Below are 16,209 nucleotides of genomic sequence, written 5' to 3' on the forward strand. Positions count from 1 at the left end.
CACAAGGGTTCGGCGTAGGTGCCCCTCGGGCAGCAGACCAGGGCACCTACGCCGAGTCAGTGAGCGGCTACCGCGCCGCCTCCGGGGCGAGCCGGACCGCGTTGAACAGCGCCGGGTTCTTCGTCTCCGCGACGCCCTTGCCCCAGGTCAGCCAGCCGCGCCGCCCGGTGCCGTCGTTCTCGTTGATCACCACGGTCGTCGACAACAGCCGGTCCTCGGCCTTGAACCCGAGCGTGCTCCACGGGATCGCGATCTCGTACGTCGTGGTGTGAGCGGTCTCGTCGCGCACCACCTTGGCCTGCACGCCCGGCGGTACACCGGTCTGGGTCGTCGGTGTCCAGCGCCAGGTGTCCACCGGACCGGCGTCGGTCAGCGCAGCGCCGATTTCCTGCGTCTGGGTGGTCTCGCCCGGCGCACCTGCCGTCATCCCGAGCTGCAGACCGTCACCGCCCCAGATGTTGCCGGCCCGGTTCGGCTGCGAGAACACGTCATCGGTGACTTTGGCCGACAGATACAGGTTCTGGTCGTCGTGATTAAGCCACAGCGAACCGGACAGGTCGCTCGGTCCACCCCAGCCGGTCACCGGCGGCGTACCGGTTCCCTCCAGCGCAATCGCAGGCTGCCGCGCCACCGCAGGGTCGATGACGCCGTCCAGCTTCACTGTGTGCCGCTTGGCAACTGTCGGTGCACTAACCGGCACCAGCGTCCCCGACGCCTTGATATCCGCCTCGCCAGTACGCCGCAGGCTCGCGGACCAGGTCGAAGGACCCGTCAGGGTGATCGGCACATCAACCTCACGCGTGGCGTGCGCCGCGACCGTGCAGCCCGCCAGCAAGGTCCCGGACGCCGTACCGGACACCCAGTCGAGCCCGGCCACGTTCTGCGCGTGCGACGACGCATTGGTGATGCGGAAGCGGAGCAGGTCCTTTCCACTCCCGTTGACCACATGTGAGCCAGTGACAGACAGCGGTGGAGTCGCTGTGCCTGTCGCCGACACCAGTGCGACCGCCTGGCCATCGACAGTCACCTTGGCCGAGTAGGTACGCGCTCCAGTCGAGTCCTGCGCCGGATAGCTCACTGCAGCAGTCGCAGTGGCACCCGCCGTCACAGATCCGCTCGTGTCGGCACCACCCGCAGACACAGTGAATGCGTGCGTGACCGCATCTGGGTTCGTGAAGGTCAGCGTCCCGGTAGCCGCGTCACCCGCGATCTCCGGCGCCACCGACAGCGCGAACCGGCTGGACGGAAGCATCGGACCGCTGATCGCACCCCGCAGGTAGACCGTGTCCGGCCCAGCTGTAACCCAGACATGTCCGCCCGCATCAGCAGTCAGGTCGGTCGTCACGCCGTACAGGTTCGTCACCTCGACGGTCGACCCCGCCGGCGCTGTAGCCGCCACAACTCCGGGTGTTGCCGACCAGACCGCGTGGACCGACTGTCCGCCGCCGGCGTCGAAGGCGACGTCGTACCCGTTGGTGCCGAAGCGGGTCTGGCCGATCAGCGGGAGCTCATCGATCTGACGAGCCAGGACCGCGGTAGCGACGTACGACGGCTTCGGAACGAGCGCGCCGCGGGTGTCGAGCCGGTTGCGCACCAGGCCGAACCGGTTCTCGACGTTCGACGGGTCAGTGCCCGAGTCCATGAAGTTGTAGGAGCTGTAGCGCGCCACACCGTTGCCGTACGCAAGCAGGTTGCCGCGGACCAGGTCGCGCGCCTGCACAGGCTCAGACACCGCACTGGGGTTGGTACCGGTGGCCCAGCCCTGCTCACTGATGTAGATCGGCTTGGTCGAGCCGTGCGCCGCCATGATGCTGCGGATGGTGTTGACGTACGTGACCGAGGCCTCCGGGTCCAGCGGCTGCACGTACGGGTGGATGGTCACCGCGTCCACGTAGTCCAGCCCGCCGAGGTCCGCGAACTTGGTGAACCAGCCCTGCCAGTCGTTGATGACTGCCAGCGACGGACCGGTCAGCGTCACGTCCGGGTGCTTCGCCCGTACTGCCGCACTCACCATCGTCAGCAGTGCGACGTAGTTCTCCGGGCTGGCCTTCGCGGCGCCGTTCGGGTCGCGCAGGTTCCACTCGTTCCACAGCTCGTACGTCGTGTGCTCGGTGCCCCACTGGTCCACGGCGGCAACGGCGTACCGGGTGAAAGCCTCACGCTGCTCGTCGGTCGACGGGGCCTCGTCCGGGTAGTACAGCGTGTTGCCATAGTCGAGGATGTTCAGGAAGTCGACGTTGTTCGCATCCAGCGCGGCCTTGTAGTCCTTGTACCGCTGGGGAAAGTCGATGACGCCCTTGGTGGTCTCCGCCGCGGCCCAGAACGCCTCGTCGCGGTCGGTGGAGATACCGCCGTTGGCCATCAGCGGCACAGCGTCCAGACCGGGATTGGCAGTGCTGCCGAAGCCCAGTGCGCCGGCGACACCGATCCGGGTGTCGGTCGACGTGGAGAAGTCGTGCGGAGTCAGTACGGCGAAGTCTGTGCCGCCCAGCGTGGTCGTGCCGTCGGACCCGACTGCCGTGAGGTCGGTCTGGTACCAGCCCGGCGTACTGATCGACAGCGGGAGCTGTCCGTTCAGCGAGGCGGCCGATGCGGAGCCCTTGGCGACTTCGGTGCCGCCGGCATCGCGGACCGTCCAGTTGACCGTCGTCGCGTCGGTGCTGAAGCCCAGCTTCACCTGCTGCCCGACGGTGAAGGTGTTACCGACCGTGGTCGGCGTGATGGTCAGAGTCGGCGCCGCTGCTGACGATTCAGTCGCAGCGTGGGCAGGTGACTGGAGTACGGCGGCCAGCAGCAAACCGGCCGTGAGAAGACTGACTGCGCCGGAGCGGCGACGGGTCATGGAGTGTGCTCCTCCCAGGGGAAGCGAAAGCGGTTTCGCAAATCACACCCTGATACGCCCCGGGGCCCGTGTCAACGGCTCGAAGCTGACTACGATGTGCACATGGCCGATTCTGTGATCACCCTGTCCGACGTGGCCGCTGCGGCCGGGGTGTCGCTCTCGACGGCCTCCAAGGCGCTGAACGGCACCGACCGGATCTCCGAGGCCACCCGGGAGCACGTCCGCGTCACTGCGGACCGGTTGGGCTTCCGCCACAACGCCCTGGCGCGCTCGTTCGCCCGCGGCCGCAGCCAGACCATCGGCGTACTCACGCACCGCGCGTCGAACCCGTTCACCCGCGTGGTGCTGGCCACCGCCGCGACCGAGCTCGGGGCCAAGGAGCAGGCGATCCTGCTGTACGACGCCCGCATGGAAGAGCAGGACGACGTCAACGAGAGCATCCTGCAGCTCCGCGCCCGCCGCATCGACGGTGTGATCGTGATCGGCACCAGTACGTCGTTCCGGACCCCGTCGTTCACCAGCCGGTTCGACGTCCCGGTGATCAATGCCTTCACGGTCCCCGAGGATCCGCAGGACACCACGATCACCGCCGACGACCTCGCCATCGGGCGGCTCGCGATCAGCCACCTGCTGTCGACCGGCCGGCGCCGGATCGCGCACTTCACCGCGGAGCGCGGTGACATGGCCGCGCAACGGCGGGCCGAGGGCGCGGGCCAGCTGCTCGCCGAAGCCGGACTCCGGTGGGCTGCACCGGTCCGGTTCGGGCGCTGGCGCGAGGAGTGGGGTGAGCAGGCAGCGACCGAGCTGCTGGCCGAGGTTCCCGACGTGGACGCGATCTTCTGCGGCAGCGACGCGATCGGCCGTGGCGTTGAGCGGGTTCTCCGCGCAGCCGGCCTGCAGGTGCCCGGTGACATCGCGCTGATCGGCGTCGACAACTGGGAGAGCTTGATGCACGACCAGCGCGGCACCCGGCACCTGACCACGATCGACGTCGGTCTCGAGGAGATCGGCCGCCAGGTCGCCAACCGGCTGCTGGAAGGCGACCTCGAACCCGGCGTCGAGTACGTCGAACCTCACGTGGTGATCGCGGACACCGCCTGATCGTGGATCGAGTACCGCGGGCGGAACCCCAGCAGCTCCTGCGCGCGCGTGGTGTCGACCAGCGAGGCACGTCCTTGCACGGGCTGCTTCAACGGCACGCCGGGTGCGTACTGGCGCAGTAGGTCATCGGTCTTCCGGTCGATCAGGATGTCGTCGGCAGCCAGCCCGACCACGTGTGCGCCGGCGGTCGTCGACTCGAGTGCCGCGATGATCGCCCGTACGCCGTCCCGCAGATCCAGGTAGGCCCAGCCTTCCCGAGCCATCACCGACGGGTCGCTGTCTGCCCTGGCCGCGAACTTGAACAGTTCCTCGCGAGTCTTCACCAGCGGGAAGCGCAGTGCGATCACGTTGGTCCCCCACCGTCGCCACGCCATCCGCGCACTCTGCTCGTCGACACTTTTGGACAACGAGTACGCATCGGCGATATCCGCCTCCACCTCCTCGTCGAGCGGGTAGTACGCCGGCTCCACGTCGTTCAGGTTCATCGGTACCCCGAACGCGTTGATGCTGCTGGCAATCACCACCCGCTCGATCCCCTGCTGCCCTGCCTGCGCCAGCACGTTGAACGTCGCCGCAACGTTGTTCTCGAACACCTCCTCCGGCGTACCCAGGCTGGGATGCGGAATGGCCGCCAGATGCAGTACGGCGTCCACACCGTCGAGTGCAGCCGCCACGTCCTCGGCCGACCGCGCATCACCGACCAGTGGACGGTCCGCCGTACTGCTGTGGTCGTAGCGCAGCGACAGACCGGTCACGTCGTACCCGGCGGCTTGCAGGCCATCGACCGCGGCACGGCCGATCGATCCGTCCGCACCGGTGACCAGAACACGTTTCACGCCTTGATTCCCCCAGACAGGCCCACACCACGTAGAAATGCTCGCTGGAAAACCAGGAACAGCAGCACCGGGATCAGCAGGGCCAGGAACAGACCCGCCAACTGGATGTTGAGCTCCGTCACCTTGGCGATCTTGGGCAACGCCACCGAGACCGGCTGCAGATCCGGATTCGTCAGCACCAGCAGAGGCCACAGGTAGTCCTTCCAGGAAGAGATGATGCTGAGCAGCGCGACCACACCGAGGATCGGCCGCGACAGCGGGAGCACCAGCGAGGTGAACACGCGGACCGTCCCGGCGCCGTCGATGCGGGCCGCTTCGAAGTACTCGCGCGGGATGCCGTCGAAGAACCGCTTGACGATCAGCACGTTGAACGCACTGGCCGCGGGTGGCAGCCAGACCGCCCAGAACGTGTTGGTCAGGTTCGCGTGGACCACCGGCACTTTCAACACGGTCAGGTACAGCGGGACGAGCGAGACGATGTGCGGCACGAACAACGTGGCCAGGATCCCTGCGGACAGCAGCGCGCCCCACCGCGGTCGCAGCACGCTCAGCACGTAGCCGGCCGTCGTACAGACGATCAGCGACGCAACCGCCGTACCGGCAGCGATCATGGCGGTGTTGCCGAGGTAGTAGCCGATGTGTGCCTGTTGCCACGCAGTGGAGAGGTTTCCCCACTGCACCTGGCCGGACGGGAACCACGCGAGTGGTGATCGGATGCTGTCCTGTGTCGGCGAGATCGCTGCCTTGAACAACCAAAGCAGCGGACCGAGACCTGCGACGAGCAGTCCGATCAGTACGACGACCTGTCCGATGACGAACGGCACTCGAACCTGGGTGAGCCGGCGGTCGGCATCCGACAGCGCACCCCGCTCGCTCACTCCGTACTCCAGCCGCGCGTAGCGAACTGGAAGACCGCCGACACTACGGCGAGAACCAGCGCCAGCAGCACGCTGAGCGCAGTAGCAGCGCCGTAGTCACCGTTGACGAAGGCGTAGTTGTAGATGAGCAGCAGAATCGTCATCGTCGACCCTTGCGGTCCGCCGCCGGTGAACAACAGCGGCTCGGTGAACAGTTGCATGGTGCCGATCACCTGCAGGAGCAGCATCAACAGCAGGACGCCACGCAGATGCGGCAACATCACATGCCACACCCGCCGTACGACGCCTGCTCCGTCCAGCTCGGCCGCCTCGTACAAATCAGCGCGTACGGAGGTCAGTGCGGCCAGGTAGATGATCACTGCGTTGCCCGCACCGGCCCAGGTCGCCTCCAGCACGATCGACGGCATTGCCGACGACGGACTGTCCAGCCAGGGGTACGGTCCGAGCCCGACCGTGCCGAGGATGGTGTTGAACATCCCGCTGGGCGACGGGTCGTAGAAGAACCGCCAGAGCAGGATGGCAACCACCGGCGGCGTGATCACCGGCAGGTACGCGAGTGCCGAGTACAGCCAGGACTTGCCGCGCAACTCGGACAGGAACATCGCCAGCAGCACCGGCACCGGGAAGCCGAACAGCAAAGCCAGCAAGGTGAACCAGACCGTGTTCAGAGCCGCCTGGCCGACACCGGGGTCGGCCAACACGTACCGGAAGTTCTCCAGCCCGACCCACTTGACCGGATCGATCAGATTGGTCTGCTGGAGGCTCATCACCAGGCCCTTGACGATCGGGCCCCACGAGAACACCACGAAGACCAGGAGCACCGGCAGTGCGAACAGCACTGCCGGTACTCCGTTGCGCAGACGGCGAAGCAACTCAGCGCCCGAGCTTGGCATTCACGGTGCCGGTCGCCTTGGTCAGCAGCGCCGGGATGTCGGCCTTCGCGTTGCCCAGCACGGCCTGCACGACCGGGTCGAGCGCGGCGTACACCTCCTGAGCCTTCACCGGCGGCTCAGGGATGATCTTCTGATCGGCGGCCACCTTCGTGTACGGCTCGAACTGCGCCAGCGGCACGTTGACGTACGGCTTGATCCAGCTCTGGTACGTCGACCACTGGTCCGCTGCGACCACCGGAAGACCCGGCGTACCGACTGGGAGCTTCCCCGCGACACCGGCCTTGGCGGCCGTCACCGCGGCATCCTGGTCCACGTACTTGTTGAGGTAGTTGAACTTGATCCACTTGACCGCCGCAACCTTCTCCGCGTCCGTCGCGGTCGGGCTGACGATCTGGACGCTGCCACCGGTCAGCGTGCCGTGGTCACCGCCCTGCTGCGGCATCGGGCCGATGCCGAAGGCCGACGACGGCAGGCCGTTCTGCTGCACGAGCGTGCGGTAGCCGTCGGGCGCCGCCATGAACATCCCGATCTTCCCGGCCGCGAACGCCTTGGAGATCCCGGGGATGTCGTACAGCACCGCCTGGCCCATGGACTTGTCGGTCCACTTCATGTCGTGCAGCAACTGCAGCGCGGCCTTCGACGGCGCGTCGTCGAACGTCGCCTTGCTGCCGTCCTCGTTCTCGATCGAACCGCCGAACGCGTACGTCTGGGTGGTGAACATCCAGCCGCCGGTGTTGTTCGTGGTCAGCTGCGCGTAGCCGGCCTGACCGGTCTTCTCGGCGATCTGCTTCGCGTCCGCGCGGACCTCGTCCCAGGTCGTCGGCGGCTTGTCCGGGTCCAGACCGGCCTTCTTGAACAGGTCGCGGTTGTAGACCATGCCGACCGAGTACGCGGCGGTCGGTACGGCGTACACGTTGCCGGACTGGTCCTGGGCGATCTTGAGCACGTTCGGGTTGAGCTGGCTCATCAGGCCGTCGTCCTTGAGCACCTTGGTCAGGTCGGCGGCCTGCTTACGGGCGATCAGGCCCTGCGGCTCGGTGAACGGCACGTTCAGCACGTCCGGCAGCTGACCGCCGGCGGCCTGCGCCTGGAACGTGGTCGCGTCCCAGAGCGTCTCGACCGGGTTCAGCTTGATGTCCGGGTTCGCCTTCTGGAAGTCGGCGACTCTCTTGTCGAACGCCGCCCGGTTGGCGGGATCGGAACTCGTGGGACGGTCACCGACCGTGATCGTCACCTGTGTGTCGGAGCCGGAAGCACCGGTCGACGACGGCGCACTGGAGCAGGCCACCAGCAAGAACGGCACTGAAAGCCCTGCAGCACAACGGATTGCGAATCTGTTCATCGAAGCTCCTCAGCGGGGATGGCGATCGGCGAGCCGACCGTTTCGCAGAGTAGCGCAAGCGCTTTCGCAAATACTAGACCTCAGCGAAACTGGTTTCGCATCCGTTGCGAGTCCGTTAACGGCGGCGGGCGCGGTACGACGCGACCCGGGTCCGGCTCGCGCATTTCGGCGTACAGAACCTCCGCGGGCGGCGCTCGGCCGGGTTCGCGAAGACCCGCTCGCAGTCCACCGCCGCGCAAACTCCCAGCGCCTCGAACCCATGGCCGGCCGCGAACGTCGCCAGCCCCAGCGCGGTCGTCGCCGCGAGCCACTCGGCCCACGACGCATCCGGCTCCGCGACATGCAGATGCCACGGCGATCCGTCGTGATCCGAGAGATACGGGCGTACGGCGTAGTCCGCGAGCAGCCCGTTGATCACCTCAGCCCCATCGCCGTGGAAGACCGGCCGCACTCGTTCCCGTACTGCGCGAACGGCGGTCAGGTCCTCATCGGTCAGCTCGATCGGGTCGGACTCGCCGTGCTCGAGCAGGAACGCACGCAGCGCGGCCGGCGAGGTCAACTGCTCGGGCTCGCGGGTCCGCGTGTTCACCAGGTCGACGGCGAGCCGGATCAGCCGATCCGGGGACTGAATTTCCACTGGACTCCTCCCGTAACGCGTTTGTTAGCGTAACGCGTAACAGATCAATTTGCGTTACAGGAGGTTCGGCGTGCCCAGCTATTACCTCGCGGCGACGCTGGCGCGGTTCGCCGACGAGATGGTCGCGTTCACGCTGGTGCTGCTCGTACTGGATCGCACCGACAGCCCGACGCTCGCCGGCATCACCGGTGCGGCCTACGCGCTCCCGGCCATCGTCACGGGCCCGTTGCTCGGAGCGTGGCTCGACCGGACGTCCCGCCGCCGCAGCGCACTGGCGATCAACCAAGCGACGCTGGCCGCAGTCATGCTCGGTCTGCTGGCGGTGGTCGGTCACAGTGCGCACTGGATCCCGCCTGTGCTCGCAGCAGTGGCTGGTGCGACGTTGCCGATGGTCAGCGGCGGGTTCACCAGCATGCTGCCCAGCCTGTTCCGGCCGGAGCGGCTGGCGCGCGCCAACGCGTTTGAGTCGGTGAGCTTCAGCGCGGCGACCATTGCTGGTCCGGCGACCGCAGCCACCGTCGCCGCCGTGGTCTCGGTCGACGCCGCGGTGGTGGTGATCATGGTTGCGGCGGCGTGCAGCATCGTCGCTATCAGCCGCCTGCCCGCACTCCCACCGGTCGGCGGCGGCGGCGAGTCCTTCTTCAGCTCAGTCGTCGGCGGACTGGTCCACCTGGCGCGCACACCGCGACTGCGGGCCTCCACCGTCACCACGACCCTGCTGATGGGCTTCACCGGCATGCTGCTGATCGCCCTGCCCCTGCACATGGTTGAGCTCGGCATGCCGAAGTCCGCAGCCGGCTACCTGTGGACTGCAATCGAGATCGGCAGCGTCACCACGGCACTACTACTGAGCCGTTTGCAGTCCCGCTGGCGTCCGGAGTACGTCGTCATGCTGTCTGTGGCTTTGTACGGCCTCGCACTACTCACCTGGCCGCTCGCCACGACATTCGCCGTACTCCTGCTGCTCGCAGTTGCCGCTGGATTGACCGAGGGACCGGCACTTCCGGCGATGTTCGCGGCGCGCCAGCAGTACAGTCCGCCGGCACTCCAGGGCCGAGTGAGCACCTCCGCAGCCAGCCTCCGCGTGGGCGCGTCCGCCCTGGGCCAGGCCACCGCCGGCGTACTCGTCCCGCACATCGGCACGGCCGCTGCCCTGACAACCACCGCCCTCGGCCTGTTGGCCGCCGCCCTGCTCGGCCTCCTGGCCGCGGCGGGCGGCGGCGCGTGGTCTGGGCGGCTCAGCCGAGGATGACGGACCGGCTCAGGCTGCGGGGCTGGTCGGGGTTGAGGCCCAGGGCGAGTGACTTGGCCACCGCGACGCGCTGGGCTACGACCAGGGACGCCAGCGGGTCCAGGTCGTGGTGTACGACGGTGGCGCCGGTTGCGGCGACGTCGTCGAGCAGGCCCACCGGCGGCTCGCCGAAGATCCAGACGCCACGCCCGGGCTGCGCGATCGCAATCGGGCCGTGCCGGTAGTCCATCGCCGGGTACGCCTCGGTCCACGCCGACGCGGCCTCACGCTGCTTCAGCGCGGCCTCGTGCGCCAGACCGACCGTCCAACGGGTGCCGAGGTACGTGACCTGCTCGAGCTTGGCCAGGTCGTCGACGTCGATGGTCAGTGCGGTCTGAGCGTCCGCAGCGGCCTGGGTCAGGTCCTGACCGAGCGACGCGCGCAGCAGCGCCAGCGTGGTGGTCGCGAACCGGGTCTGCACAACGGACTGCTCATCCGCGAAGTCCAGCATGATGGTGTGATCGGCCAGCTCGACGATCGGCGAGCCGGGCGTGGCCGTGATCGCGATGGTCGGCAGGTCGGTCTGGCGGATCAGGTCGAGTACTTCGGTCGTCGTACCGGAGCGGCTGATCACGACGATCGCGTCGTACGCACGACCGGCCGGGAACTCGGAGCCGGCGAACGCGTCGGTCTCGCCCTGGCCCAGGTCCTCGCGCAGCGCGGCGTACGCCATCGCCATGAACCAGGACGTCCCGCAGCCGACCGCCGCGACCCGTTGCCCTGCCTTCGGAAGTGCACCGCCGTACTGCGCGAAACCGTCCGCGACCTGTCGCCAGAGGTCCGGCTGAGTGGCGATCTCAGTGCTCACAAATGGCGTCTGCGTCATGTCGTCTCCGCGCTTGTCATGGTCGAAACTGCTCGAACGTGATCGAATGGTGCCAACCAGCCGCCACCCGGCTGACCGATTGTGTGAAGGAGGAGCCCCGGGTGAAGCGTTATGAACGCCTGAACACCTTGCTCGAGTCGCTCGCCGAGAAGGGCGCCATCGACGTCGACGAGCTCGCCGAGCAGTTGCACGTCTCGGCGGCCACGATCAGGCGCGACTTGGACCATCTCGGCAAGCAGCAGCTCCTCACCCGGACCCGCGGCGGCGCAGTGGCCAACGCGGTGTCGTACGACCTGCCGCTGCGCTACAAGACTGCGCGTTTCGCGTCCGAGAAGCAGCGGATCGCGCAAGCGGCGGCCACTTTGGTCCGTCGCGGCATGGTGATCGGGATGAACGGCGGTACGACGATCTCCGAGGTGGCGCGCACGCTGGCGACCCGCCCGGAGCTGTCCGCCGAGCACGGCGAGCCCGCGTTCACGCTCGTCACCAACGCGCTGAACATCGCCAACGAGCTGATCGTCCGGCCGCACGTGAAGATGGTGCTGACCGGCGGTGTGGCCCGGCCGCAGTCCTACGAGATGATCGGCCCGCTGTCGCACCGGATCCTGTCCGACCTGTCCCTGGACATCGCCTTCATCGGCGTCGACGGGATCGACGAGACCGGCGCCACCGCCCATCACGAGGGCGAGGCGAACATCAACCAGCTGATCGTCAGCCGGGCCGCGAAGGTGGTCGTGGTGGCCGACTCGTCCAAGCTCGGGCAGCGGGCCTTCGCCCGGATCTGCGAGCTGAGCGAGATCGACACGATCGTCACCGACGCCCAGGCCGACGAGAGCCAGCTGACCGTCTTCAAGGAAGCCGGTATCGACGTCATCCGCGCCTGACCGCACTCCTCATCACCTCCCCTCACATCCTCCAGATGACGATCATATCTGATTGAGGGGCCGTTGTTATGAGCAAGAGTGCGCAACCTCCGCGCGTGCAGCACGGAAAGCGGACTTCCAACCGCTAGGCTCTGGTTCAGCATGGGTACCGCAGCCGCAGAACACTCCGCCGACCACTGGGAGGACGCCATCGCCACCGGCATCGACCCGACGTCCTGGGCGTACGCCGAGGACTACACCGGCGAGGACGAAGTCGTCACCGGTGCACGGGCGAGCGCCGCGGACAGCGGTGTCGCCCCGATCGGCCCCGGCGCGGCGGCCGCCCTGAGCATGCTCGCCGCCGGCGCGGGCGCGAAGGCGGTCGTGGAGATCGGCACCGGGACCGGCGTCTCCGGCCTCGCCCTGCTGCGCGGGATGCGCACCGACGGCACGCTCACCACGGTCGACATCGACGCGGAGAACCAGCGCCTGGCCCGCAAGACCTTCCTGGACGCCGGCGTCGCCTCCAACCGCTTCCGGCTGATCGCCGGCGCCGGGCTCGACGTGGTCACCCGGCTCACCGACGGGCACTACGACCTGGTCTTCTGCGACGCGGACCGCCGCGAGAACACGGCGTACCTGCACGAAGCCCTCCGCCTGCTCCGCCCCGGCGGCGTCGTAGCCTTCGCCGGCGTCCTCACCGGCGGCCGGGTCGCCGACCCCTCCCACCGCGACCCCGACACCATGGCCCTCCGAGACCTCATCCGAGCCGTCCGCGACGACGACGACCTCGTCTCAGCCCTCCTCCCCACCTCCGAAGGCCTCCTCACCGCCGCCAAACGCATCAACTGACGGCCGCAACCAGAAACATACTAAGAAAACCAACAAACGTACTAAGATGAGAAGAAATTAGTATGTTTGTTGGTTTCTTTGGAGGATTCGGGTGCGCTCGTTCGCAGACCTCGACCGTCTGATCGGTCAGGTCCCAGCCGACGTTGTCATGCGTCTCCGGTCTATCGACACCGGCCGTGGCAGTGAGGCGCTGTACCGGCATCAACTGCCCGCGATGCTGACCGAGCTTGCCAACCGTGCGCGGATCCAGAGCATCACCGCCTCGTCAGCCATCGAGGGCGTCGTGGTGCCGGACGTCGCCCGGGCGCAGCGCATCATCGACGGCAAGGCCGGCATCCTGCGGAACCGGAGTGAGCAGGAGTTGGTCGGGTATCGCAAGGCGCTCGACTATCTCTTCCAGGAAGACTGGCACCCGCTGAACATCGGTCTCCTGCTGCACCTTCACCGGCTGCTCTGGTCCGAGACCGCCTACCCGGGCGGTCAGCTGAAGACCGACGACAACCTGGTCGTCGATCGCTCACCCGACGGCAGTACGACGGTCAGATTCGTGCCTGTCCCGGCGGCGAGGACCGCGGCGTGCCTCACAGAACTCGTCGACCGCTATCGGGACGCGCAAGCAGACGGGAGGCACCATCCGGTTCTTCTGGTCGGTCTGTTCGTGCTGGACCTGCTCGTCATCCATCCGTTCTCTGACGGCAACGGCCGAGTCGCTCGCGCGCTGACGAATGCTCTCCTGATCGACGGCGGGTACGAGGTCTGCCGATGGGTCTCGCTCGAACAGCTCATCGCCGACTCGGCCGACGAGTACTACACAGCGCTTCTTCGCTCGACCGACGATTGGCACGACGATCGGGCCGACCCGTGGCCTTGGTTGTCGTACTTCGTGACCGTCCTGGCATCGGCGTACCAGACGTTCGGGCGCCGGGCCGCCGCTGACCGTAGTGGTGGTACGAAACAGGACCGGGTCAGGACTCACGTGCTGAAGCATGCCGCGCCGGTGTTCCGGCTGGCTGACGTCCGGACAGCGCTGCCGGGGATCAGCGACCAGACCATCCGTCTCGTCCTCGAAGACCTCAAGCGCGAGCAGAAGGTCAGTCCGGAAGGCACCGGCCGGGGCGCCGTCTGGCGACGCATCCCCGACTAGCCGTTGAGGCGGGTTAGTTCGGTGGTTACTTCGTGCCAGGCGGTGGAGAGGGGGTCTATCAGCTCGTAGTGGGCGCAGTGTTGGACGCGGACCAGGCGGGCTGTGGGGTGGGCGGCGAAGTAGGACTCGGTGATGCTTAGGGGGACTCTCGAGTCGTCTACGCCGTGGATGAGGGTTACTGGGGCGATCGGGGCGGGCAGGTGGACCGGGTCGAGGTCGTTGCGGACGCCGCTGCCTATGAAGGCCTGTACGGCGCCTTTGTCGAGGTCCAGGCGGTCTGCCATCAGCAGGTCGGCTACGGGGGCCAGGGCGATCAGGCCGCGCAGGCGAACCGGGTTGGTGGTCGCGGCCAGCCAGAGTGCGAGTTGGCCGCCGGCGGAGTGGCCTATGAGGATGTAGCCGGCGTGTACGTCGACCAGGTCGGGCAGGGCGTCCAGCGCCGTACGGATGTCTGACGTTGTCGCATCCGGATCGCCAGGCACGCGGCGGTACTCGAGGGAGACGACCGGCCAGCCGAGGTCGGAGAGGGCTTCACCGAAGGGGCGGGCGTGCTTGCGGTCGTAGTCGGGCCGCCAGAAACCGCCGTGGATGAAGACGATCAGTGGGCGATACTCCTTCGCGTGCCAGTAGTCGATCACCTGGTCCGCGTGGTCGCCGTACCGCAGCTGCTGATCGGGCTCGCGGGCTTCGCGAGTCAGTACGGATCGGTCCTCGGTCATTCCGACCTCCCGAGATAGCGCCGGGCGTTCGCCGTCAACAGCTTGTGCTGCTGCTCCGCGGTCAGGAAGCCGGACTTCCGTACCACCTCCCCGACCGGCCGCTCACCCAATGGATAGGGATAGTCACTGCCGACCAGAACGCGGTCTTCCCCCAAGGTATCGACAAGTAGCCGCAAAGGCGCTGATTCAAACACCACCGTGTCGACCAGGATCCGGTCCAGGTACGCCGACGGTGGGTGCTCCGAGCAACCACGGACGATGTCGCCGCGCCGGTGCCAGGCGTTCTCCAGCCGCCCGAGCCAGAACGCGAAACTGCCGCCCCCGTGGGCGAAACAGATCTTCAGATCCGGCGGCAACTGGTCGAACGCCCCGCCTAGGATCATCGCCAGCAACGACAGATGCGTCTCGGCAGGCATCCCGGTCAGCCAGCGCGCCATCCACCGGTCCAGCCGCGGGCCGCCCGGCATGTCCCACGGATGCACGAGCACCGGCGTACCGGTCTCGGCGCAATGGTTGAGGAAGGCAACAATCTCGACGTCGTCGAGATCCTTGTCGCCGACGTGGTTGCCGATCTCGACCCCGACATGGCCGGCCGCGCGGGCGCGATCCAGCTCGGCGCAGGCCAGGTCCGGATCCTGCAAAGGCACCTGACAGAACGGCACGAACCGCTCGTCGCCCGCCAACGTCTCCAGCGTGAGGTCGTTGAAGATCTCCGCAAGCTTGACGGCCTGAGCGGCCGGACGCTCGTACCCGAAGAACACCGGCGTCGGCGACACCACCTGCAGATCGATGCCGTCGGCATCCATATCGGTACGCCGTACGCCGCGATCCCAAGCCTGCGGTCCGATCGGGCGGAACTCGGTCTCGCCGATCATGATCATCGCGGCCCGCTCGGAGTCGATCCGCAACCACGGCCAGCCGTCGCCGCCACACGCCACCGCCAGATCCGGCCAACCGTGCGGGACCAGATGGGTGTGGACGTCGACCGTCATTTACCCGGGTGGATCGTGCCGCACTGCGGGCAGGTGCGCGCGTCCTCGCTCTCGTAGAACGCCTTGAACACGGGCGGCAGGTCGGCGACGATGTCGGTCACCTGCAGCTCGACCTCGTGCACGATCCCGTTGCAGTTGGCGCAGTACCAGCGGAACTTCTCCAGCGTGCCGGGCTCCCGGACCCGCTCGATCACCAGGCCGATCGAGTCCGCGTCGCGCTGCGGCGAGTGCGGCATGCTGCGCGGCAGCACCCACATCTCCCCCTCGTTGATGTCCACCCGGCCGGGGCCGTCGTCCGTCATCACGTCGACGTGCATCGTGCCCTTGATCTGGTAGAAGAACTCCTCGTACGGGTCGACGTGGAAGTCGGTGCGCTGGTTCGGGCCGCCGACCACCATCGTGATGAAGTCGTCCCCGGTCGGGAACATCTGCTTGTTGCCGACCGGCGGCTTCAGCAGATGCTTGTTCTCCTCGATCCACTCCGGAAAGTTCGTCGACTCCAAGTTCGCCATCGTTCTAGCTCCTTTGCGGACTGTGTTCTTCTGGAACGGCCGCTACAGCCTGTATCTCGATCAGCAACTGGGGATGTGGCAGCTGATGTACTGCGACGGTCGTCCGGGCCGGCCCGGACTCGTCGAAGAATTCACCATAAACCTCGTTGTACCCGCCGAAGTCGTTCATCGACACCAGGTACGTCGTCACGCTGACGAGGTCCTCGAGCCCGGCCCCGATCGCGCCGAGCACGTCCCGGATGTTCTCCAGCACCGCCCGCGTCTGCACCCGGATGTCCAAGGACACGGTGCCGAGAGCGTCCGCCGAAGCGCCGGCGATCGAGTTGTCCGGCCGCCGGCTCGACGTACCCGACACGAACGCGAACCCGTTCGCCACCTTCACGTGCGGAAACCGCCCCCGCGGAATCGCCTTACCCGGCACCGTCTTCGCGTCAGCCACGGGAACACCTTGCCCTACCACCTGGCACCGGCCAAGTACCCA

General features: G+C 67.3%; 16 protein-coding genes. 5 read left to right on the forward strand and 11 right to left on the reverse strand.

What is annotated here, in order from left to right; all coding sequences use genetic code 11:
* Positions 1–67: 67 nt before the first annotated feature.
* The gene (locus ACQPYH_RS35200; RefSeq protein WP_432880418.1) at positions 68–2,842 is read right to left on the reverse strand and encodes a sugar-binding protein; all 2,775 of its coding nucleotides are present in this window, start codon (positions 2,840–2,842) and stop codon (positions 68–70) included.
* Between the two features lie 102 nt (positions 2,843–2,944).
* Between ACQPYH_RS35200 and ACQPYH_RS35205 the strand changes: the two genes are divergently transcribed.
* On the forward strand, positions 2,945–3,943 hold the full coding sequence (locus ACQPYH_RS35205; RefSeq protein ID WP_432880421.1) for a LacI family DNA-binding transcriptional regulator: 999 nt from the start codon (positions 2,945–2,947) through the stop codon (positions 3,941–3,943).
* Here the strand turns inward: ACQPYH_RS35205 and ACQPYH_RS35210 are convergent.
* The 5 genes from ACQPYH_RS35210 to ACQPYH_RS35230 form a co-directional block, all read right to left on the reverse strand.
* Positions 3,916–4,779, reverse strand: coding sequence for an NAD-dependent epimerase/dehydratase family protein (locus tag ACQPYH_RS35210; protein ID WP_432880424.1), 864 nt, complete (start codon positions 4,777–4,779; stop codon positions 3,916–3,918). The two genes, ACQPYH_RS35205 and ACQPYH_RS35210, sit on opposite strands and share 28 nt — an antisense overlap.
* Positions 4,776–5,657, reverse strand: a complete 882-nt coding sequence (locus tag ACQPYH_RS35215; RefSeq protein ID WP_432880427.1) for a carbohydrate ABC transporter permease — start codon at positions 5,655–5,657, stop codon at positions 4,776–4,778. Before ACQPYH_RS35215 ends, ACQPYH_RS35210 begins: the two co-directional genes overlap by 4 nt.
* Positions 5,654–6,496 carry a carbohydrate ABC transporter permease gene (locus ACQPYH_RS35220; RefSeq protein ID WP_432880430.1) on the reverse strand — a complete coding sequence of 281 codons (843 nt, stop codon included), beginning with the start codon at positions 6,494–6,496 and terminating at the stop codon, positions 5,654–5,656. Before ACQPYH_RS35220 ends, ACQPYH_RS35215 begins: the two co-directional genes overlap by 4 nt.
* Positions 6,497–6,530: 34 nt before the next feature.
* Positions 6,531–7,892: an extracellular solute-binding protein gene (locus tag ACQPYH_RS35225; RefSeq protein ID WP_432880433.1), complete on the reverse strand. Its 1,362-nt coding sequence runs from the start codon at positions 7,890–7,892 to the stop codon at positions 6,531–6,533.
* A gap of 115 nt (positions 7,893–8,007) precedes the next feature.
* On the reverse strand, positions 8,008–8,529 hold the full coding sequence (locus tag ACQPYH_RS35230; protein ID WP_432880436.1) for a CGNR zinc finger domain-containing protein: 522 nt from the start codon (positions 8,527–8,529) through the stop codon (positions 8,008–8,010).
* Between the two features lie 70 nt (positions 8,530–8,599).
* Between ACQPYH_RS35230 and ACQPYH_RS35235 the strand changes: the two genes are divergently transcribed.
* Positions 8,600–9,781 carry an MFS transporter gene (locus ACQPYH_RS35235; RefSeq protein WP_432880438.1) on the forward strand — a complete coding sequence of 394 codons (1,182 nt, stop codon included), beginning with the start codon at positions 8,600–8,602 and terminating at the stop codon, positions 9,779–9,781.
* Here ACQPYH_RS35235 and ACQPYH_RS35240 read toward each other — a convergent pair.
* The gene (locus tag ACQPYH_RS35240) at positions 9,768–10,628 is read right to left on the reverse strand and encodes an SIS domain-containing protein (RefSeq protein ID WP_432880441.1); all 861 of its coding nucleotides are present in this window, start codon (positions 10,626–10,628) and stop codon (positions 9,768–9,770) included. The genes ACQPYH_RS35235 and ACQPYH_RS35240 overlap by 14 nt on opposite strands.
* Before the next feature lie 119 nt (positions 10,629–10,747).
* Between ACQPYH_RS35240 and ACQPYH_RS35245 the strand changes: the two genes are divergently transcribed.
* The 3 genes from ACQPYH_RS35245 (at position 10,748) to ACQPYH_RS35255 (ending at position 13,505) form a co-directional block, all read left to right on the forward strand.
* Positions 10,748–11,530, forward strand: a complete 783-nt coding sequence (locus ACQPYH_RS35245; protein WP_130440069.1) for a DeoR/GlpR family DNA-binding transcription regulator — start codon at positions 10,748–10,750, stop codon at positions 11,528–11,530.
* A 141-nt stretch (positions 11,531–11,671) separates the two neighbouring features.
* Entirely contained in the window at positions 11,672–12,361 is a 690-nt protein-coding gene (locus ACQPYH_RS35250; protein ID WP_432880444.1) for an O-methyltransferase, read from the forward strand.
* Positions 12,362–12,452: 91 nt separating this feature from the next.
* The gene (locus tag ACQPYH_RS35255) at positions 12,453–13,505 is read left to right on the forward strand and encodes a Fic family protein (protein WP_432880447.1); all 1,053 of its coding nucleotides are present in this window, start codon (positions 12,453–12,455) and stop codon (positions 13,503–13,505) included.
* Here the strand turns inward: ACQPYH_RS35255 and ACQPYH_RS35260 are convergent.
* Genes ACQPYH_RS35260 through ACQPYH_RS35275 form a run of 4 tightly spaced genes read right to left on the reverse strand, consistent with a single transcriptional unit; the run spans position 13,502 to position 16,167 of the window.
* Positions 13,502–14,224 (reverse strand): alpha/beta hydrolase family protein, encoded by a 723-nt coding sequence (locus ACQPYH_RS35260; protein WP_432880450.1) that lies wholly within the window; start codon positions 14,222–14,224, stop codon positions 13,502–13,504. The genes ACQPYH_RS35255 and ACQPYH_RS35260 overlap by 4 nt on opposite strands.
* On the reverse strand, positions 14,221–15,216 hold the full coding sequence (locus ACQPYH_RS35265) for an amidohydrolase family protein (protein ID WP_432880453.1): 996 nt from the start codon (positions 15,214–15,216) through the stop codon (positions 14,221–14,223). The genes ACQPYH_RS35260 and ACQPYH_RS35265 overlap by 4 nt, the downstream gene beginning before the upstream one ends.
* Positions 15,213–15,728: a 3-hydroxyanthranilate 3,4-dioxygenase gene (locus ACQPYH_RS35270; protein WP_432880455.1), complete on the reverse strand. Its 516-nt coding sequence runs from the start codon at positions 15,726–15,728 to the stop codon at positions 15,213–15,215. The genes ACQPYH_RS35265 and ACQPYH_RS35270 overlap by 4 nt, the downstream gene beginning before the upstream one ends.
* Positions 15,729–15,732: 4 nt before the next feature.
* Positions 15,733–16,167 (reverse strand): RidA family protein, encoded by a 435-nt coding sequence (locus ACQPYH_RS35275; RefSeq protein WP_432880457.1) that lies wholly within the window; start codon positions 16,165–16,167, stop codon positions 15,733–15,735.
* Positions 16,168–16,209 lie beyond the last annotated feature (42 nt).

It is taken from the genome of Kribbella sp. CA-245084, assembly GCF_050942355.1.
Classification (GTDB): domain Bacteria; phylum Actinomycetota; class Actinomycetes; order Propionibacteriales; family Kribbellaceae; genus Kribbella.

Coding starts and splice junctions, on each gene's coding strand:
- ACQPYH_RS35200 (WP_432880418.1), bottom strand. CDS start 2,842: ATGACCCGTCGCCGCTCCGGCGCAGTCAGTCTTCTCACGGCCGGTTTG.
- ACQPYH_RS35205 (WP_432880421.1), top strand. CDS start 2,945: ATGGCCGATTCTGTGATCACCCTGTCCGACGTGGCCGCTGCGGCCGGG.
- ACQPYH_RS35225 (WP_432880433.1), bottom strand. CDS start 7,892: ATGAACAGATTCGCAATCCGTTGTGCTGCAGGGCTTTCAGTGCCGTTC.
- ACQPYH_RS35250 (WP_432880444.1), top strand. CDS start 11,672: ATGGGTACCGCAGCCGCAGAACACTCCGCCGACCACTGGGAGGACGCC.
- ACQPYH_RS35260 (WP_432880450.1), bottom strand. CDS start 14,224: ATGACCGAGGACCGATCCGTACTGACTCGCGAAGCCCGCGAGCCCGAT.
- ACQPYH_RS35265 (WP_432880453.1), bottom strand. CDS start 15,216: ATGACGGTCGACGTCCACACCCATCTGGTCCCGCACGGTTGGCCGGAT.
- ACQPYH_RS35270 (WP_432880455.1), bottom strand. CDS start 15,728: ATGGCGAACTTGGAGTCGACGAACTTTCCGGAGTGGATCGAGGAGAAC.